We start from the raw sequence: 15635 nt of genomic DNA, 5'->3' as shown, positions 1-15635 counted from the left end.
CGCCCGCCCGCCTAGTGCCCCTTGAGGCCCTTCTTGCCGGGCGCCCAGTAGGGGACGCTGCCGATCCGCCGCCCCTGGACGCCCGCGCCCCGGAGCGCCCGGTGCAGGCGCTGGACCGACGAGGCCTTGCCGGTCAGCACGGGGGTGGCGTCCGGGCCGGACCGCTGGGCGGCCAGCACCGCGCGCTCGACCTCGGCCAGGTGGGCGTCACCCGGTTCCCTGGCCACGAGCGCGACGTCGAGCAGCCCGAACCGGCCGAGCACGGCGCGCGACTCCTCGACCGAGCCCACCTCCAGGACGACCCGCACGTCACGCGCCCGGTGAGCCGCGACGGCCGTGCTGAACGACGTCTCGTCCCCGAAGAGGACCAGCGGCCCGCGCGACGCGGGCAGCCGGACGTCCCGGCGCGGCCCCACCACCCTGCAGGGCGTGCCCTCGACCGCCGACGCCGCCCAGTGGGAACCGGGCCCGTTGCCGTGGACGTGCCACAGGATTTCGGCCGTCCCCGTCGCCGGGTCGAGCGCCAGCGGCGTGTAGCAGCGGACCTCCCACGGCCCGAGCAGCGCCTCCCCCACGACGACGACCTGCACCACGTCACCGGGCGCCCAAGCCGCTTTCCGCAGCCCGTCGCCCGCGATCGACACCAGCCGCAGCCCGGCGCCCACCTCCTCGGCGCGGGCGACCTCGGCCTCGTGCGTCGCGAGGTCGAGGAGCAGCGACGTGAAGCGCCCGTGGGCCGTGGTCGTCATGGGAACGACGCTATGAGCCCCGGATTGATCTGTCCAAGACATAGGATGCGGGTTTGTGAGACCTTTGAAGCATCGGTTGTTCCCGTGGAGCTGAGGCACCTGCGCTACTTCGTGGCGATCGCCGAGGAGCAGAGCTTCCGCAGGGCCGCCGAGCGGCTGCACCTCTCCCAGCCGCCGCTGAGCCGCCAGATGAAGGACCTCCAGGAGGAGCTGGGCGTCGCGCTGTTCGAGCAGGCCGGGCGCGGGGTCCGCCTCACCGCCGCCGGGAAGGTGTTCGCGGAGCGGGCGCGCGGGGTGCTGGCGGGCGTCGACGCGGCCGTCGAGGAGGTCAGGGACGTCGCGCGGGGCAGGCGGGGCGCCGTGGCCATCGGCTTCGAGCAGGGCGCCACCTTCACCGGCGCGCTGGCCTCGCTCATGGCCGCGTTCCGCAGGCGCGCCCCGCGCGTCGCCCTCCAGCTCGTGCCGATGGGCGGCGCCGAGCAGTGGGCCGCCCTGCGCGACGGGACGATCGCACTCGCCTGCGGGTCGCACCCGCCCGACGCCGCCGACCTGTCCTGCCTGGAGCTGACCAGCGACCACCTCGGCCTGCTGGTCGCGCTCGACCACCCGCTGGCCTCGCGCGCGGAGGTCCGACTGCGCGACCTGGCGGGTGAGCGGATCGTCCTCGGCCCGCGCGAGGTCGACCCCCGCCTGCACGCCCAGCTCGCCGCCGCCGCGCGGAACGTCGACCTGGGCGCGATCACGGAGGTCGCCGACCTGGAGGTGCTCCTGGCCCTGGTGGCGATCGGCGACGGCGTCACGCTCCTCGCGCGGCGGACGGCGGCCCTCGTCACCCCGGTCACGTCGGTGGTGTGGCTCCCGATCGCCGACCTGGACGTCCGGCTGGCCGACGTGGCCGTCTGGCGCACGCGGGACGCGGACCTGCCCGTGGTGCGCGCCCTGGTCGAGTGCGCCAGGGAGGTCAGGCGTTGTTGACCGGGTCCCCGGCGCGCCAGGCCACCCCCGGCCCCCGGTCGGCCACACCGCGGAACCCCGCTCCCCCACCGCGAAGGCGCTCTCCCCGCTCGCCGACCGGACCACCGCCGAGGCCACCCCGTCCTGGGCGGGCGCGCCCGACCGGCGACGACCGTCACAGGGCCGGGAGCATCCTGGCCTGGTCGGTGGTGGTCCACTCCAGCATCAGCAGGGTCGCGTCGTCCTGCAGCTCGCCGCCCTGGTGGTCGAGCACCGCGCGCACCACGCGGCGCAGGGTCTCCGGGGCGGGCAGGCCGGCGTGCTCGTGGCGTTCGGTCAGGTCGACCAGGCGGTCCAGGCCGAACGTGGTCCCCGCGGCGTCGCGGGCCTCCACGACGCCGTCGCTGTAGAACAGCACCCGGTCGCCGGGCTGGAGCTGCTCGTGCAGCACCGGTGGCGCGGCCTGCTGGAAGTCCGCCAGCCCCAGCGGGGTGCGGCCGGGCTCGTCCAGCAGGCGCACGCCCCTGCCCTGGCGCAGCACCACGGGCGGCGGGTGCCCGGCGTTGAGGTAGTCCAGCCTGCCGCTGTCCAGGTCCAGGCTCGCCAGGAACGCGGTGGCGTAGACCAGCGTTCCGCTCCGGCGGTGCGCGGTGATCGTCTCGTCGGCCAGAGCGGCGGCGGCCACCAGGTCGGCTCCGGCGCGGCGGGCGTTGCGGGTGGCGGCCAGCGCCAGGGAGGTGATCAGCCCGGCCGGCAGGTCGTGGCCCATCGCGTCGAAGATCGCGACGTGGGCGAGGCCGTCGTCGACCGCGTAGTCGTAGCCGTCGCCGCCGACCCGGTCGTACGGCTCCATCGCCGCGGCGATCACGGCCCGGTCGCAGGCGAACGCGGTCGGCGGGAGCAGCTGCCACAGGAGTTCGGAGGCCACCGACAGGGGCTTGGTGCGGCGCACGCGGTGGAACAGGTCGCCGTAGGCCTGCTTGCCCACCACCAGGTGCGCGATCAGACCGGCCAGCGTCCAGCAGCGCTCGCGCAGGGCCGGGTCGTGCGGGTCGGCGCCCGCGGGCAGCGCCATCCGGGCCGCGCCCAGGCGTTCGGTGCCGTCGAGCACCGGCACCCACAGCACCGCCGCGCCGTCCTCGGCCGCCACGACGATCTCCAAGCGGGCGAACGCGCGCCCGGCCGCGGTGGCCTGCACCGACAGCGCGGGCTCCCCCGCCCGGCGGACGGGGCGCAGTTCGCGCTGGCCCAGGTCGACCAGGTAGAGCTCCACCGCCATCGCCAGCGGCGCCACCGCCAGGTCCACGATGTCCGCGACCTGGTCGGGGGTGGCCAGGTGCGCGCGGTTGAGCACCTCGGTGAGCGCCACCTGCCAGACCGCGTCCTCTTCCCGCACCCCGGAAGGGTAAGCGATCGCTCCCCCGCGCCGGGCGGGGCGGCGGCGGGTCCGGGGACCCGCCGCCGCTGTCGGGTCGGGCTAGGGCACCCACTTCCCCTTCCCCGGCGGGTTGCCCGGCAGTTCGGTGGTGTCCAGCCAGCTGCTCTGCGAGTTGGGCATCCCGAAACCGGGCTGCTTGATCAGCTGGAGGTTGATCGGACGCCCGCTCTCCACCGCGGCGGCGAAGCTGTGGTGGCCGTCGCCGTTGAGCTTGAGCTTGTCGGAGCCCTTCGGGTAGTAGACGCCGATGTCGATCGGCTTGTCCATCAGCCCGTTCGCGCGCCAGTCCGCGATCTTGTTGTCGATCGCGCCCCGGAAGACGTGCTCCTGCATGGGGGTCACGTGGTCGAAGCGGCTGCCGCCGATCCGCTGCGGCGGGGGGTTGTAGGAGAACTCGCCCTCCACCCTGCGGCCCGCGCCGGGGCGGGGCGGGGCGAAGCCGTCCCTGCCGGGCGGCGGGGTCGGCGACGGGTTGCCCGAGGTTCCCGGCCGGCCGCCGGGCGAGCTGTTCGACGGACCGCCGTTGTTCGACGGCCCCTGGTTGCCCTGGGGCCGCGACATGTCCGGCTTCGGCCTGGTCGGCCTCGGCGGCGGGGCGGGCTTGTCCAGCTTCGGCTTCTTGTCCCTCGGCGGCACCGGCGGCGGCGCGGGCTTGGTCGAGCTGCCGCCGGTGTTGCCCGCGTTGTGCCCGCCGCCGGGCGGCTGCGGGGCCTTGCCGCCCGTGCCGCCCGCCGAGGACGACGAGGTGGTGCCGCAGTTCATCAACCCCAGCGCGTCGAACTCCGCGTACGGGTCGAGCACGTACGCGTAGGGGTCCGGCCCCGGTTCCAGCCCCAGCGGGTCCTGGCTCAGGTAGCGCGCGGTCACCGGGTCGTAGTAGCGGAACACGTTGTAGTGCAAGCCGGTCTCGGCGTCCGCGTACTGGCCGGGGAAGCGCAGCGGTGACGGCGCGGGCGTCAGCTCCCTGCCGTGCGCGGTGCGCCTGCTGCTCCACACCGGGGCGCCCCGCTCGTCCAGCAGGTCGGTCGGCGTGCCGATCGCGTCGGTGACGAACGTGCGGAACCGCGCCCCCCGCTCGTCCTGCTCGCGCTGCACGACCGGCGTGCTCGTGCCCGGCAGGTGGTCCCAGGTGGTGGTGCGGCCCGGCGCGGCCTCCTCGACGAGGGTGGTCCCGTCCCAGGTGTAGAGCGTTGTGGCGGTGGACCCGTCCGCGCCGTGCCTGGTCTTGGCGGTGCGCCTGCCGAGCGGGTCGTAGCGGTAGCGCCACACCGCGCCGTCCGGCGTCGCCACCGCGACGAGGCGGTCGCCGGACCAGGTGCAGGTGAGCGCGAACGCCCCGGCGCGCTGGGCGACGCGCCTGCCGCGCGCGTCCTCCTCGGCCGCGAACCCGGCGGGCGGGAGCAGCGCGCCGCCGACGTCGTAGCGGTGCTCCTCGCGCCCCTGCGGCGAGACGACCCCGACGACCCGCCCCGCCGCGTCGCGCGCCAGCGAGGTGATGCCGGTGGCGTCGTCGTGCAGCGTCGCGAGCGCCCCGTCCGCGCGGTGGTCGAACGAGCGCCGCAGCACCGGGACCCCGCCGGTGGTGACGGTCTGCCGGGTGAGCGCGCCGCCGCCGTCGAAGCCCTGGTCGAGCCGCGCGGCTCCGTCGTCGCGGCTGACCACGCGGGAGCGCTCGTCGTGGCGGTACACCACCGCGCGGGCCCCGGCGACGAGACCGACCGGGCGGTCCAGGTCGTCGAAGAACCAGGCGCTCTCGACGCCGCCGGGCGTGCGGCGCACGACGTGGTCCGAGTCGGAGTACTCGAACAGCACGCTGCGCCCGTCCACGGTCTCCCGCACGACGCGGCCCCACTCGTCCCGCTCGAACTCCACGGTGGACTCGGCGTTCTCCGCCCGCACCAGGTTGCCCACCGGGTCGTACCGGTAGGTGGTGACGCCCTCCGGGGCGCGCACCTGCACCAGGTTGCCGATCGCGTCGTGGTGGTAGGTGGTCACGAGCCCGGCCGGGTCGGTGGCGCGGACCAGCTGACCGGCCGCGTCGTAGCCGTAGGAGTGGGTGCGGCCCGCGTAGTCGGTCTGCGCCCGCACGCGGCCGAGCTGGTCGCGCAGGAAGGTCCAGGTGCGGCCGTGGGCGTTGGTCACCGAGGTCAGGCGCAGCTCGGTGTCGTAGCCGTACGCCGTGCGCGCGCCGGACGGGTCGGTGACCGCCGTCAGCAGGTCGAACGGCCCGTGCTCGCGGCGGGTGGCGCGGCCGAGCTCGTCGACGTGCTCGACCTCGTTGCCCTCCCCGTCGTAGCGCCAGGAGGCGCGCTCCCCGCCCGGCCCGACCCGCGAGGCGGGGCGGCCCTCGACGGTCCAGCCGAGCGCGACCCGCCCGCCCGCGCCGGGCGCGGTCCTGGGCCTGCCGAACTGGTCGCGCTCCACGCCCTCGGGCTCGGGCTCGCCGACCGGGCCGCCCGCGGCCGAGATCGGCGTGGCCACGCCGACCGGGGTGGTGCGCGGGTCCGGCGCGCCGTCCTCGTAGGTGCGGCGCCAGGTGCGCTCCGCGCCGTGGACGGTGACCGTGGCGGCGGCGCCCACCTCGCCCTGGAACAGCAGGGTGGAGCCGTCGGGCCTGCGCACCTCGGTGAGCGCGCCGTCCTCGTCGTAGCCGTAGCCGGTGGTGCGGCCCAGCGGGTCGGTGCGGGAGAGCAGCCGGTCGTGGCGGTCCCACTCGGACAGCGTCACACCGCCCAGCGGGTCGACCTCGCGCACGACCTGGCGCGCGCCGTTGAGGTGGAACTCGGTGACGTTGCCGAGCGAGTCGGTGTGCCGCGTGACGTGGTCGCCGTACTCGAAGGAGCCGTTGAGGAAACCGCCGTCGCCGGTGGTGCGCGCGCACCGGCCGAGCTCGTCGTAGGCGTACCGGTAGCGGACGTCGTTGCGGTCCTGCCAGGAGGTGAGGCGACCGGCCCCGTCGTGCTCGAACCGCCGCGACCGGCCGGAGGAGTTGGTCACCGCGACCAGGTGCCCCTCGGGGCCGTAGTCGAAGCGCAGCACCGGGACGTCGGGCTGGCCGTCGCCGGGCACGGCGATCTCGACCACGCGGCCCCGCAGGGCGCGCAGCGCGACGCGCACCCCGTCGTCCCGGCGCAGCAGGCTCGGCGCGCCGGAGTCGTCGTAGAACACCTCGACGCGCTGCTCGCCCTCGAAGGCGCGCAGCGGGATCACGCGGCCGGCGCCGGAGAACTCGAGCACGGCGTCGTCGGTGACGAGGGTGTACGCGTCGCCGTCGCGGGTGAGCGGCCAGCGCGCGCCCTCCAGGGGCAGCTGCGGGCCGTCGCCGCGCGGGTAGACCAGGATCGTGCCGTCGGGCGGGAAGTAGCAGACGTGCTCGTCGTCCACCTCCAGCCTCTGGTCCACTGTGGACGACCAGGAGACGCCGAACCAGTGGCCCGCGCGGTAGCTCGACACGTGGGTGCGGGTGAGCGCGAGCGCGCCGAGCCGGAGGTCGTGCTGCTCCAGGACGACCTCGCCGCTGGCGACGTCGACCGGGTCGCTCTTGCAGGTGCGGTCGTCGGGCCTCTGCGAGGTGTCGCGCGGGTTGTCGGGCTTGTTCGGGTTGCCCCTGGTGGAGGAGGGGCCGGTGTCGCCGCCCCGGTTGCCGGTCGGCCCGCCGCTGCCGCCGCTGCCGTTGTTCCCGCCTCTCCCGTTGTTCCCGCCACCCGGCCTGCCGCCGTTGCCGCCTCCGGGCCTCGGTCCGCCTCCCGCTCCGGAGGTCGACGTGGCGCCGCCGCTGCCGGGCCCGTCGCCGCCGCGCGAGGTCGGCGGCGGCCCGTCGCTCCGGTTCGGCCCACCACCTCCCGCCCCCGAGGTCGACGTCGTGCCGTCGCCGCCCGGCTTGTCGCTGCGGTTGACCGGCGGCGGCGGGTCGTTCGGCTTCGGCTTGGGGCCGCCCTTGCCGGGCTTGATCCTGCGCAGCGCGCCCGCGGCCTCGTCGAAGACCGAACCGGCCCGCTTGAGCAGCGGGGCCAGCGCCTTGAGGGCCTTGACCACGCGGCTGGTCAGCTTGGCGATCAGCGCGACGGTCTGGGCGACCCGCGCGACCACCTGCGGCACCACCCAGAGCAGGCCGATGCCGAGGGTGAGCAGCACCTGCAGCGCCCAGCTGATCAGGTGGCCGACCACCTCGGCGATGACGTCGCGCACCGTGGTGCGCACGGCGGCGACGACCTCGCCCGCCGTCCTGACCCCGCTCGACGCGCCCGCCGCGCCGTGCTCGGCGGCGCTGATCAGCGCGGCCAGGTCGGTGGCCCGCTGCCGGTAGGCGTCACCGGCCTCGCCGGTCCAGCCCGCCGTGTCCGCGATGACCATCGCGGACAGGTCGCCGGACACCGCGGCCAGCTCGGTGGCGACGTTCTGCCAGGTGTCGGCGTGCGCGGTGATCTCGTCCGGGTTGCCCGCGAGGGCGTCCAGCGCGTCCTTGAGCGGGCCGACGTGCTCCAGCAGCCAGCCGACGCCAGCGGCGAGGATCGCGCCGAACGGGTCCAGCGCCGCGCCGAGCGCGCTGAGGGCGACGTCGACGGCGCCGAGCGCGGCGGACGCCCAGTCGCCGCTCTCGATGGCCTTGCGCAGCTCGACGCCGCTCTCGGCGAGGTGGATGCCGGAGTAGGCGGTGGTGGAGTCCTTCGGCGGGGCCACCAGCGGGTTCACCACGGCTCGTTCCCCTCGTCGTCAGCCTGCGCCCGCCCCGGACGGGGCGCCAGGGGCGGGGACGCGCCGGGCGGGTTCGCGGCCGGTCGGGGCGGGACGTCCTCGTCGTCGTCCCGAGGCGCGCGCGAGAGGTCGTCCTCGTCCTCGTACGGGTCGGGCTCGTCGTCCTCCACGGCGGGGAAGCGCGTCCGCAGCTCCTCCACCAGCATCGAGCGGGTCTCCGGGGCCTCGTCGCCGAGCCCGGCGTCCACCACCTCGCAGACCTGGTCGGCGATGCCCGCCTGGGCGCGGCGCATCGTGTCGAGCACGAGCGCCGACAGGCCGTCCGGCGGGAGGGCGCGCGAGCGCTCCCCGAGCACCAGGTCGGTGACCACGCCGTCCGGCCGCACGGTCACCCGGACCGCGCCGTCCCGGCTGGTCGCGGTCAGCCGCAGCTCCTGGGCGGTCTCGCCGACCTGCCGGTACCGCTCGGCCTTGGCCTGCGCCTCCCGCGCCCACGCGGCGATCCGCGCCTCGGCGTCCTCCGCCCCGCCGACCAGCCCGGCGGACAACCTCGTCGGGTCCCCGCTCACGCGCCACCGCCCAGGGAGGTGCGCTCGATGCCCTGGAAGGCGTCGGCGTGGGCGCTCTCCTGCTCGTCGTAGTCGCGCGCGGTGGTGCGCACGTTGTCGGCCGTCGTCGTGACGCCCTCGACCGCCGCGTCCAGCGCGTCGGCCGCGCTCCGCTCCACCGGGTCCACGACCGCGGGCAGGAACGAGCACAGCAGCCCGTACGAGTCGTCGGACATGCTCGCGATGCGAGCCGCGTCGACCGCCGTGCGCAACCTGTCGACCAGGCCGTCCAGATGACTTCCGTGCGCCCGGAGCTCCTCCGGAGCGACGTCGTACCCGCCTGTCACGATCTTCCACCCCTGAACTGGAAACGGCGCGCGCCACCTCGTTCCCCCGTGGTGGTCCGCGCGCTGCGTGCTGATGTGGTGGGCGACTGTAGCGGTGTTCGGCGGGGGAACAAGATCGGGGGGTGATGGGAAATATTCTTGCCGGCAGCGAATACGGGCATTTTCCCACGGGTTTCAGGCAAGCGCTTTCAGTCCACTGTGGAGGGATGGGGATGGTTTCGGCGGCGGTGGATCGGGTAGTCGCTCGGGTCGGCTTAACGAGGGGGTGGCGCCGGTGCCGGGGTTGTGGGTGGCGGGCGGGTGGGGGTTGCTGGCCGGGTCGGCGCTGCTGCTGGGGGCGCTGGTCGGGTACCTGGCGCGGGTCCCGGCGGCGGTGGTGGCCGGGGTGATGGCCTTCGGCAGCGGGGTGCTGCTGTCGGCGGTGTCGTTCGAGCTGGTCGCCGAGGCGCACGAGCGGGGCGGGTTGGCCGCGACCGCGGCGGGGACGGCGGTGGGCGCGGTGGTCTACACGCTGGCCAACGTGGTGCTGGCCGGGCGCGGGGCCCGGCACCGCAAGCGCTCGGGCGGGCAGCAGCCCTCGGAGGACGAGCAGGCCGGGTCCGGCGGGGCGATCGCGCTGGGCGCGCTGCTGGACGGGGTGCCGGAGTCGATCGTGATCGGCACGAGCCTGCTCGGCGGCGGGTCGGTGAGCGCGGCCACGGTGGCGGCGGTGTTCATCAGCAACGTCCCGGAGGGCTTGTCGAGCGCCTCCGGGATGCGCAGGGCCGGGCGCGGTCCCCGGTACGTGTTCGCGCTGTGGGGCGGGATCGCGCTGATCAGCGCTCTGGCCGCGATGCTCGGCCACGGGGTGCTGGGCGGCGCCTCACCGCAGGTGCTGGCCGGGATCACCGCGCTGGCGGGCGGGGCGATCCTCGCGATGGTGGCCGACACGATGATCCCCGAGGCGTTCGAGGACGCCAGGCTGTGGAGCGGCTTGATCACCGTCGCGGGGTTCCTGACCGCCTTCGCCCTGTCCCGGCTCTGACCTCCGACGCGGTCGATCACGCTCCGCCGGGCCGAGCGACGACCTCGAGCAGTTCCGCAGAGGCGCGATCTGCGCATGGCAACGCTTTCCGCCTCTTCCGGGGAACTGTCCCAGGGGTGATCAGAGCGGTCGCGGTGGACGACGAGGCGCGGGTGACCGGCGGGAGGGCCGTCCACCCGGACCTCGGCGGTTCGCGCTCGTCAGCGCGCGGGACTCCACCACGGTCAGCCCCGTGTCAAAGAACTGCGGGTCCTCCTCGTCCAGGCCCATCCCCGACGACTGGCTGGTGGCGCCCACCGCGCCACACCCCGGCGATCCACCCCGGCGATCCGCTCCGGCGTGAACAGCGCCTTCCCCGCGCAGGGGACGTCGCCGCGCCTGATCGGCCTGCCCCCTTCTCCGGCTACCCCCGCGCGCTCGACAGCACCGTCGCGGCCAGGTCGAGCACCCGGTCGACGTCGTCGGCGAGGTGCATCAGGTCCACCAGGACGTGGCGGACCTCGGACTCCGCCTCCACGCGCTTGATCAGCTCGACCACCTCCGCCACGGCGGTGTCGGAGCGGACCGACGGGTAGACGCGCAGGATCACGTCCAGCTCGTCCGGGTCGCGGCCCGCTTCCGCCGCCATGGCGCGGATCAGCGCCCAGGGCTTGGTCACCGCCGCCTCGATGTCCGTGCTGCGGGGCGGGACCAGTGCCGGGAGCCAGCCGTCCGCGCGGGTCGCGACGCGGCGCATGGCCGCGGGCGCGAACGCCGCCAGGTAGACCGGCGGGCGGCGGGTCGGCTTCAGGGCGGCGCGGGTGGCGGGGAGGGTCCAGTGCTTTCCCCGGTGTTCGGCGGGATCCGCCGTCCACAGCTGGTCGAGCACGTCCAGGGTCTCGTCCAGGCGGGAGCCGCGCTCGGACATCGGGACGTTCACCGCCTCGAACTCGTCCGGGGACCAGCCGACGCCGAAGCCGGGCGCCAGGCGGCCCCCGCTGAGCACGTCGAGCGTGGTGAGCGCGCGGGCGAGCAGCGCGGGCGGGTACCAGGGGGCGTTGAGGACGTTGCTGCCGATGAGGACCCGCTCGGTCGCGGTGGCGGCCACGGCCAGCAGGACGAACGGGTCCAGGACGGCGCGGAACTCCTCGGGGAAGCCCTCGCCGCCGTTGTGGCCGACGGTGGGGTTGACCGGGGACAGCAGGCGGTCGATCACCCAGAGGCTGTCGGCTCCCAGCTGTTCGAGCTCGCGAGCGCACCTCGCCGCCTGCGGGGCCTGCCAGGCGACGTTTCCGGCTTGGGGCAGCGTGAACCCGATTTTCACCTCGCCCCCACGACGGAGTCGCGCACGTAGTCGCGCAGGGTGCGGGGCGCGCGGCCGAGCAGCTCGGTCATGGTGTCGACCTCGGCGGGGTCGGTCGGGATCGGCGCGGAGCTCAGGAGTTCGAAGCTGCGGATCCAGTCCGCGAGCTTGCGGCCGGACAGCCTGCGCGCGAACGCCTGGCGCCACTCGGGGTCGTCGCCGGTGTAGACGACCTCGCGGCCGAGCTCCTCGGCCCAGATCCGGGCGCTCTGCTCGCCGTTGAGCGACTCGGGCCCGAGGAGCTGGTGGGAGCCCGCGGCGAAGTCCGCGTCGGTCAGCGCGGTGGTGATCACCTCGGCGGCGTCGCGCAGGTCGATCCGGTTGACGCCACCGGGGTGCAGCGGCGTCGGGAAGACGCCCGCCTCGATGTCGGCGCGGAAGACCTCGTCGTTCTGGTCGAAGTTGGTGAGGCTGAACATCGCGGGCCGGGTGTCCGTGCGCGCCAGGAACGCCGCCAGCCTGAGCTTCGGGGCGTAGGCCGGGATCGCGCGGCTCGCGGCCTCGCGCGCGGCGTCGTCCTCGACGTGGAAGCCGCCGAACACCAGGCGGGCGCCCGCGCGCTGGGCCTCCTCGCCGAAGAGGGTGGCGATCTCGACCTCGTTGCTCTCGTGCGGTGACACGTAGAACGCCGAGTCGACACCGCGCAGCGCGGCTCGGACGGCCTCGCGGTCGGCGAGGTCGCCCTGCACGGGCTCGACCGCGCCGGGCAGGTCCGCCCGCGCCCGGTCGCGCACCAGCGCCCGCACGTCCACGCCCCGGCGCACGGCCTCGCGCAGCACCAGGCCGCCCACGGTTCCCGTCGCGCCGATGATCAGGGTCTTGGTCATGTCCCACTCCGTTGACTTGAAGTCAATGACTCTTAATCAAGGAGTACCGCTTCGCTGACTTCGAGTCAATGAGCTGTTAGCGTGGGACCATGACCCGCGCCGCCACCGCCGCCGCCACCAGGGAGAAGGTCCTGGAGGCGGCCCGCGAGCTGTTCACCACGTCGAGGTACGAGGACGTGAAGGCGGCCGACATCGCCCGAGCGGCGGGCGTCGCGCACGGCCTGGTGTTCCACCACTTCGGCAGCAAGCAGGGGCTCTACGGCGAGGTCCTGTGCACGATCGGCCGCGAGGTGCTGGACCTGCACGTCAACGACCCGGCCGTGCCGCTGGGCAGGCGGATCCGCCGGTCGCACGCGGCCCACCTGTCCTACCTCGCGGCGCACCGCGACCTGGCGCTGAACCTGGTGCTGCAACCGTGGGGCGTGGTGGAGTCGTTCGACCGCGTGCGCGACGACGGCAACCGAAACCTGGCGGAGAACCTGGGGCTGGACTTCGGGCTGCCCGCGGTGCGGGCCGCGCTGCGGATGCACACGAAAGCGGCCGACCAGCTCGCGCGCGACCACCTGCTGGGCGAGCACCCGTTCGACCAGGAGACGGTGGTGGAGATGCTGATGGCGGTGCTGGCGGGGGTGCTGCGGGCGGCGCGGGTCGCGGAGCCGTCGTTGGAGGTGGACCGGGCGCTCAGGGAGCTGGCGCGGCCGTAGTCGCGGCGGCTGCCGCCAGTGGGGCGCCACCGCGCGCGCCCGGCCGCCAGCGGCGGGGCCACTCGTCGACCTCCCCGGCCTCCCGCGTGCCCAGCGCCCGGAAGACCTCCGCCGCCGCGCGCCAGTGCGCGGCGGCGGCGGCCGGGTCGCCCGCGCACGCGTGGACCGCGCCCAGGTCGCGCCGGGTGCGGGCCTGCCACAGCCGGTGCTCCAGCTCGGTCCACGTCGTCAGGGCGCCGGTCAGCTCCCGCAGCGCCTCCGGCAGGCGGCCTGCCGCCAGGTGGAGTTCGCCGAGCGTGCGCTGCACCAGCGCCGCGCCCAGGCGGTCGCCGTGCTCGGCGCAGACCCTTCGGGCGCGCAGCAGGGGTCGCAGGGCGCGTTCGGGGTGGCCGGTGCGGATCCAGACCTTGGCGAGGGCCTGCGCGGTGTACGACGACAGCAGTTGTTCGCCGGACGCCAGCGCCAGGCGGTGCGCCCGCTCGCTCCACCCGGCCGCCTCGGCCAGGTCGCCGCGCGCCCGGTGCACCAGACCGATGCCCCGCACCGCGATCGCCTCCCCCGCGCGGTGCCCGAGGGCGCGGTAGCGGTCGACCGCCGCGCGCAGGTGGGTCAGTGCCCGCTCGTCCAGGCCGCGCTCGCGGTAGGCGTAGCCGAGGCCGTAGTGGGCGTTGGCGCCGCCCTCCGCCAACCCCAGGCGGTCGAACTCGGCCAGCTGCTCCGACAGGAGCGGGATGGATCTGCCGTGGTCGCCCAACTCCCGGTGGACGGTGGCCAGCCCCGTGGCGGCCGAGGCCGCGCCCGCGGCGTCGCCCAGTTCCAGGAACAGCACCCGCGCGCGCTCGAACAGGTCGGCGGACTCGGTGAAGCGGTCCTGCGCGTACCGCAGCTGGGCGCGGCCGTAGCAGGTTCCGGCCAGCACGCCCCGCTCACCGGCCGCCGTCGCCGCCGCGGCCACCGCGTCGCGGACGCGCTCCCAGCCGGCGAAGTCGTTGGTCTTGGCGAACGAGGCGAACACCAGCGCGTCGGCCAGCGCCGCCGCCTGCCGCACCAGCCCCCGTCGTGCGGCCACCTCCACCAGCACGACCAGCGTCGGCTCCTCGGCCGCCAGGTCGATGGCGACCCCCCGGCAGGCGGGCGGTTCGGGCAGCGGGGTGTCGCGTTCGTGGCGCACCAGGTACGCGCGCCGCGTGTCGTGACCGCGCACCAGGTGCACGGCGGCGGCCAGCACGCGGTCCAGCATCGCGACGGACTCCTCGGGGGGTTCCTCGGCCTGCGCGCGTTCGGCGGCGTAGAGGCGGACGAGGTCGTGGACGCGGTAGCGGGGGTTGGTCCCGTCGCCCGCCGCCGCCTCCACCAGCCTGGCGTCGACCAGGTGCTCCAGGAGGTCGTCGGTGGTGGTGGCGCCGGTTCCCAGCGCGGCGGAGAGGAGCCACGGGGCCAGTTCGCCGACGTCCACCGCGCCGACGGCCCGCAGCGCGCGGCGGGCCTGCCCGGACAGGCCCTGGTAGCCGACGTCGATGCCGGTCCGCACGCGCAGGTCGTCCACCGCCAGCTCGTCCAGGCGCCTGCCGCGGTCGGCCATGCGGGTCACCAGCTTCGCCACCGGCCAGTGCGGGCGGGCGGCCAGGCGGGCGCCGACGATGCGCAGCGCCAGCGGCAGCCCCGCGCACAGCGCGACCAGGCGGGCCGTCGCCTCGGGTTCGGCGGACAGGCGGTCGTGGCCCACCACGCGCTCCAGCAACCGGTGCGCGTCGCGGTCGTCCATCACCCGCAGCTCGACCCGTGACGCGCCCGGCAGCGCGGTCAGCCAGGCGCGGGTGGAGACGAGGAGCGCGCACCCCGGACCGCTGGGCAGCAGGGGGCGCACCTGCTCGGCGCCCGCGGCGTCGTCGAGCACGACCAGGACCCGCCTGTCGTGCGTGATGGCCCGGTAGCGGGCCAGGTCGGCGTCGAAACCGGCGTCGGGGCCGGTCGGGTCGAGCGCCCGCAGCGCGCGGCCGAGCACCTCCGCCGGGGACATGGGGGTGCCGAGCGCGCCGTTCAGGCTCAGGAACAGCGCGCCGTCGGGGTAGTCGGCGCGGACCAGGTTGGCCAGGCGCACGGTGAACGCGGTCTTGCCCACCCCGGCCGGACCGGAGACCACGAGCACCGGGGAGCGGCGCCGCAGGCCGTCGCCCGCCTCGGCCAGCAGGTCCTCGCCGCCGGTGTGGTCGGGCAGGTCGGGCGGCAGCTGGAACACCGGGGCCACCGGGACCGGGCGGGGCGCGCGGTCCACGCCGTCGCGCAGCAGGGCCTCGTGCAGGTGGCGCAGTTCGGGGCCGGGTTCGACGCCCAGCTCGTCGGCGATGCGGGTGCGCGCCCGCGCGTACTGCTCCAGCGCCTCGGCCGACCGGCCGCCGCGCGCCAGCGCCCGCATCAGCACGCCCACCGGTCGCTCCATCAGCGGGTGGCGCTCGACCAGGTCCAGCAGCGGGCCGACCACCGACTCCGGGGAGCCCGCCTCGACGTGCGCGCCCGCCCAGCCGACCAGCGCGTCGACGTGCAGGCGCTGCCACGTCTCGCGCGTGCGGACCGCCCAGTCCCCGGCCAGGTCCGCCAGCGGCGTGCCCCGCCACAGCCGCAGCGCCCGGTCGAACAGCTCGACGCGGTCGGCCACCGGCAGTCCGGCGCGCTCCGCGCGCTTGAGCAGGGCCCGGAACCGCAGGGCGTCGACGTGGTCAGGGGCGAGGTCGAGCAGGTAGCCGCCGGATCGGCGCGGCAGCGGGACCGCCGGGCCCAGCGTCCGCCGCAGGCGGGTGATGTGCACGTAGAGCGCGTCGCGGGCGCGGGCGGGCGGGGTCTCGCCCCAGACGCGGCGCAGCAGGGTGTCCACGGCGACCGGTCTGCCCGCCTCCACCGCCAGCGCGGCCAGCACCGCCCGCTGTCGCGGCTGCACGGGCGCCACCTCGCGGTCGCGCTCCCACACCCCGACCGAGCCCAGCAGCCTGACTTCCATCGCGCCCCCCAG

The 15635-nt window shown here is 75.6% G+C and carries 11 protein-coding genes; 3 read left to right on the top strand and 8 right to left on the bottom strand.

Features of this window, described 5'->3' with window-relative positions:
* Positions 1 to 11: 11 nt before the first annotated feature.
* A complete protein-coding gene (locus CNX65_RS15825; RefSeq protein ID WP_157767676.1) occupies positions 12 to 749 on the bottom strand; it encodes a siderophore-interacting protein in 738 nt (245 codons plus the stop codon).
* Positions 750 to 833: 84 nt separating this feature from the next.
* Between CNX65_RS15825 and CNX65_RS15820 the strand changes: the two genes are divergently transcribed.
* Entirely contained in the window at positions 834 to 1724 is an 891-nt protein-coding gene (locus CNX65_RS15820; protein ID WP_232519856.1) for a LysR family transcriptional regulator, read from the top strand.
* Positions 1725 to 1878: 154 nt separating this feature from the next.
* On the opposite strand, the gene CNX65_RS15815 is transcribed toward CNX65_RS15820, so the two are convergent.
* From CNX65_RS15815 to CNX65_RS15800, 4 genes are all read right to left on the bottom strand, one after another.
* On the bottom strand, positions 1879 to 3099 hold the full coding sequence (locus CNX65_RS15815) for a PP2C family protein-serine/threonine phosphatase (RefSeq protein ID WP_232519855.1): 1221 nt from the start codon (positions 3097 to 3099) through the stop codon (positions 1879 to 1881).
* Positions 3100 to 3180: 81 nt separating this feature from the next.
* Positions 3181 to 7836 carry an RHS repeat-associated core domain-containing protein gene (locus CNX65_RS15810; protein WP_096493858.1) on the bottom strand — a complete coding sequence of 1552 codons (4656 nt, stop codon included), beginning with the start codon at positions 7834 to 7836 and terminating at the stop codon, positions 3181 to 3183.
* Positions 7830 to 8405, bottom strand: a complete 576-nt coding sequence (locus CNX65_RS15805; RefSeq protein WP_232519854.1) for a YbaB/EbfC family nucleoid-associated protein — start codon at positions 8403 to 8405, stop codon at positions 7830 to 7832. Before CNX65_RS15805 ends, CNX65_RS15810 begins: the two co-directional genes overlap by 7 nt.
* Positions 8402 to 8731 carry a type VII secretion target gene (locus CNX65_RS15800; protein WP_096493856.1) on the bottom strand — a complete coding sequence of 110 codons (330 nt, stop codon included), beginning with the start codon at positions 8729 to 8731 and terminating at the stop codon, positions 8402 to 8404. The genes CNX65_RS15805 and CNX65_RS15800 overlap by 4 nt, the downstream gene beginning before the upstream one ends.
* A gap of 274 nt (positions 8732 to 9005) precedes the next feature.
* Here CNX65_RS15800 and CNX65_RS15795 point away from each other — a divergent pair, with 274 nt between their 5' ends.
* Positions 9006 to 9755 (top strand): ZIP family metal transporter, encoded by a 750-nt coding sequence (locus tag CNX65_RS15795; RefSeq protein WP_096497805.1) that lies wholly within the window; start codon positions 9006 to 9008, stop codon positions 9753 to 9755.
* A gap of 403 nt (positions 9756 to 10158) precedes the next feature.
* Here the strand turns inward: CNX65_RS15795 and CNX65_RS15790 are convergent, their stop codons facing one another.
* Both CNX65_RS15790 and CNX65_RS15785 read right to left on the bottom strand, forming a co-directional pair.
* Complete coding sequence (locus CNX65_RS15790) at positions 10159 to 11058, bottom strand: TIGR03619 family F420-dependent LLM class oxidoreductase (RefSeq protein ID WP_096493854.1); 900 nt, start codon at positions 11056 to 11058, stop codon at positions 10159 to 10161.
* On the bottom strand, positions 11055 to 11924 hold the full coding sequence (locus CNX65_RS15785; RefSeq protein ID WP_096493852.1) for an SDR family oxidoreductase: 870 nt from the start codon (positions 11922 to 11924) through the stop codon (positions 11055 to 11057). Before CNX65_RS15785 ends, CNX65_RS15790 begins: the two co-directional genes overlap by 4 nt.
* A gap of 89 nt (positions 11925 to 12013) precedes the next feature.
* Between CNX65_RS15785 and CNX65_RS15780 the strand changes: the two genes are divergently transcribed.
* Complete coding sequence (locus CNX65_RS15780) at positions 12014 to 12628, top strand: TetR/AcrR family transcriptional regulator (RefSeq protein ID WP_096493850.1); 615 nt, start codon at positions 12014 to 12016, stop codon at positions 12626 to 12628.
* Here CNX65_RS15780 and CNX65_RS15775 read toward each other — a convergent pair.
* Complete coding sequence (locus CNX65_RS15775) at positions 12606 to 15623, bottom strand: AfsR/SARP family transcriptional regulator (protein WP_096493848.1); 3018 nt, start codon at positions 15621 to 15623, stop codon at positions 12606 to 12608. The genes CNX65_RS15780 and CNX65_RS15775 overlap by 23 nt on opposite strands.
* Positions 15624 to 15635 lie beyond the last annotated feature (12 nt).

This window comes from Actinosynnema pretiosum (assembly GCF_002354875.1).
Taxonomy (GTDB): domain Bacteria; phylum Actinomycetota; class Actinomycetes; order Mycobacteriales; family Pseudonocardiaceae; genus Actinosynnema; species Actinosynnema auranticum.
Note: the sequence above shows the minus strand (reverse complement) of the source record. Positions and strands in the feature narration are given on the sequence as shown.

Excerpts from the sequence above, each read along its gene's own strand:
- CNX65_RS15825 (WP_157767676.1), bottom strand. The coding sequence starts at position 749 with ATGACGACCACGGCCCACGGGCGCTTCACGTCGCTGCTCCTCGACCTC.
- CNX65_RS15785 (WP_096493852.1), bottom strand. The coding sequence starts at position 11,924 with ATGACCAAGACCCTGATCATCGGCGCGACGGGAACCGTGGGCGGCCTG.
- CNX65_RS15780 (WP_096493850.1), top strand. The coding sequence starts at position 12,014 with ATGACCCGCGCCGCCACCGCCGCCGCCACCAGGGAGAAGGTCCTGGAG.
- CNX65_RS15775 (WP_096493848.1), bottom strand. The coding sequence starts at position 15,623 with ATGGAAGTCAGGCTGCTGGGCTCGGTCGGGGTGTGGGAGCGCGACCGC.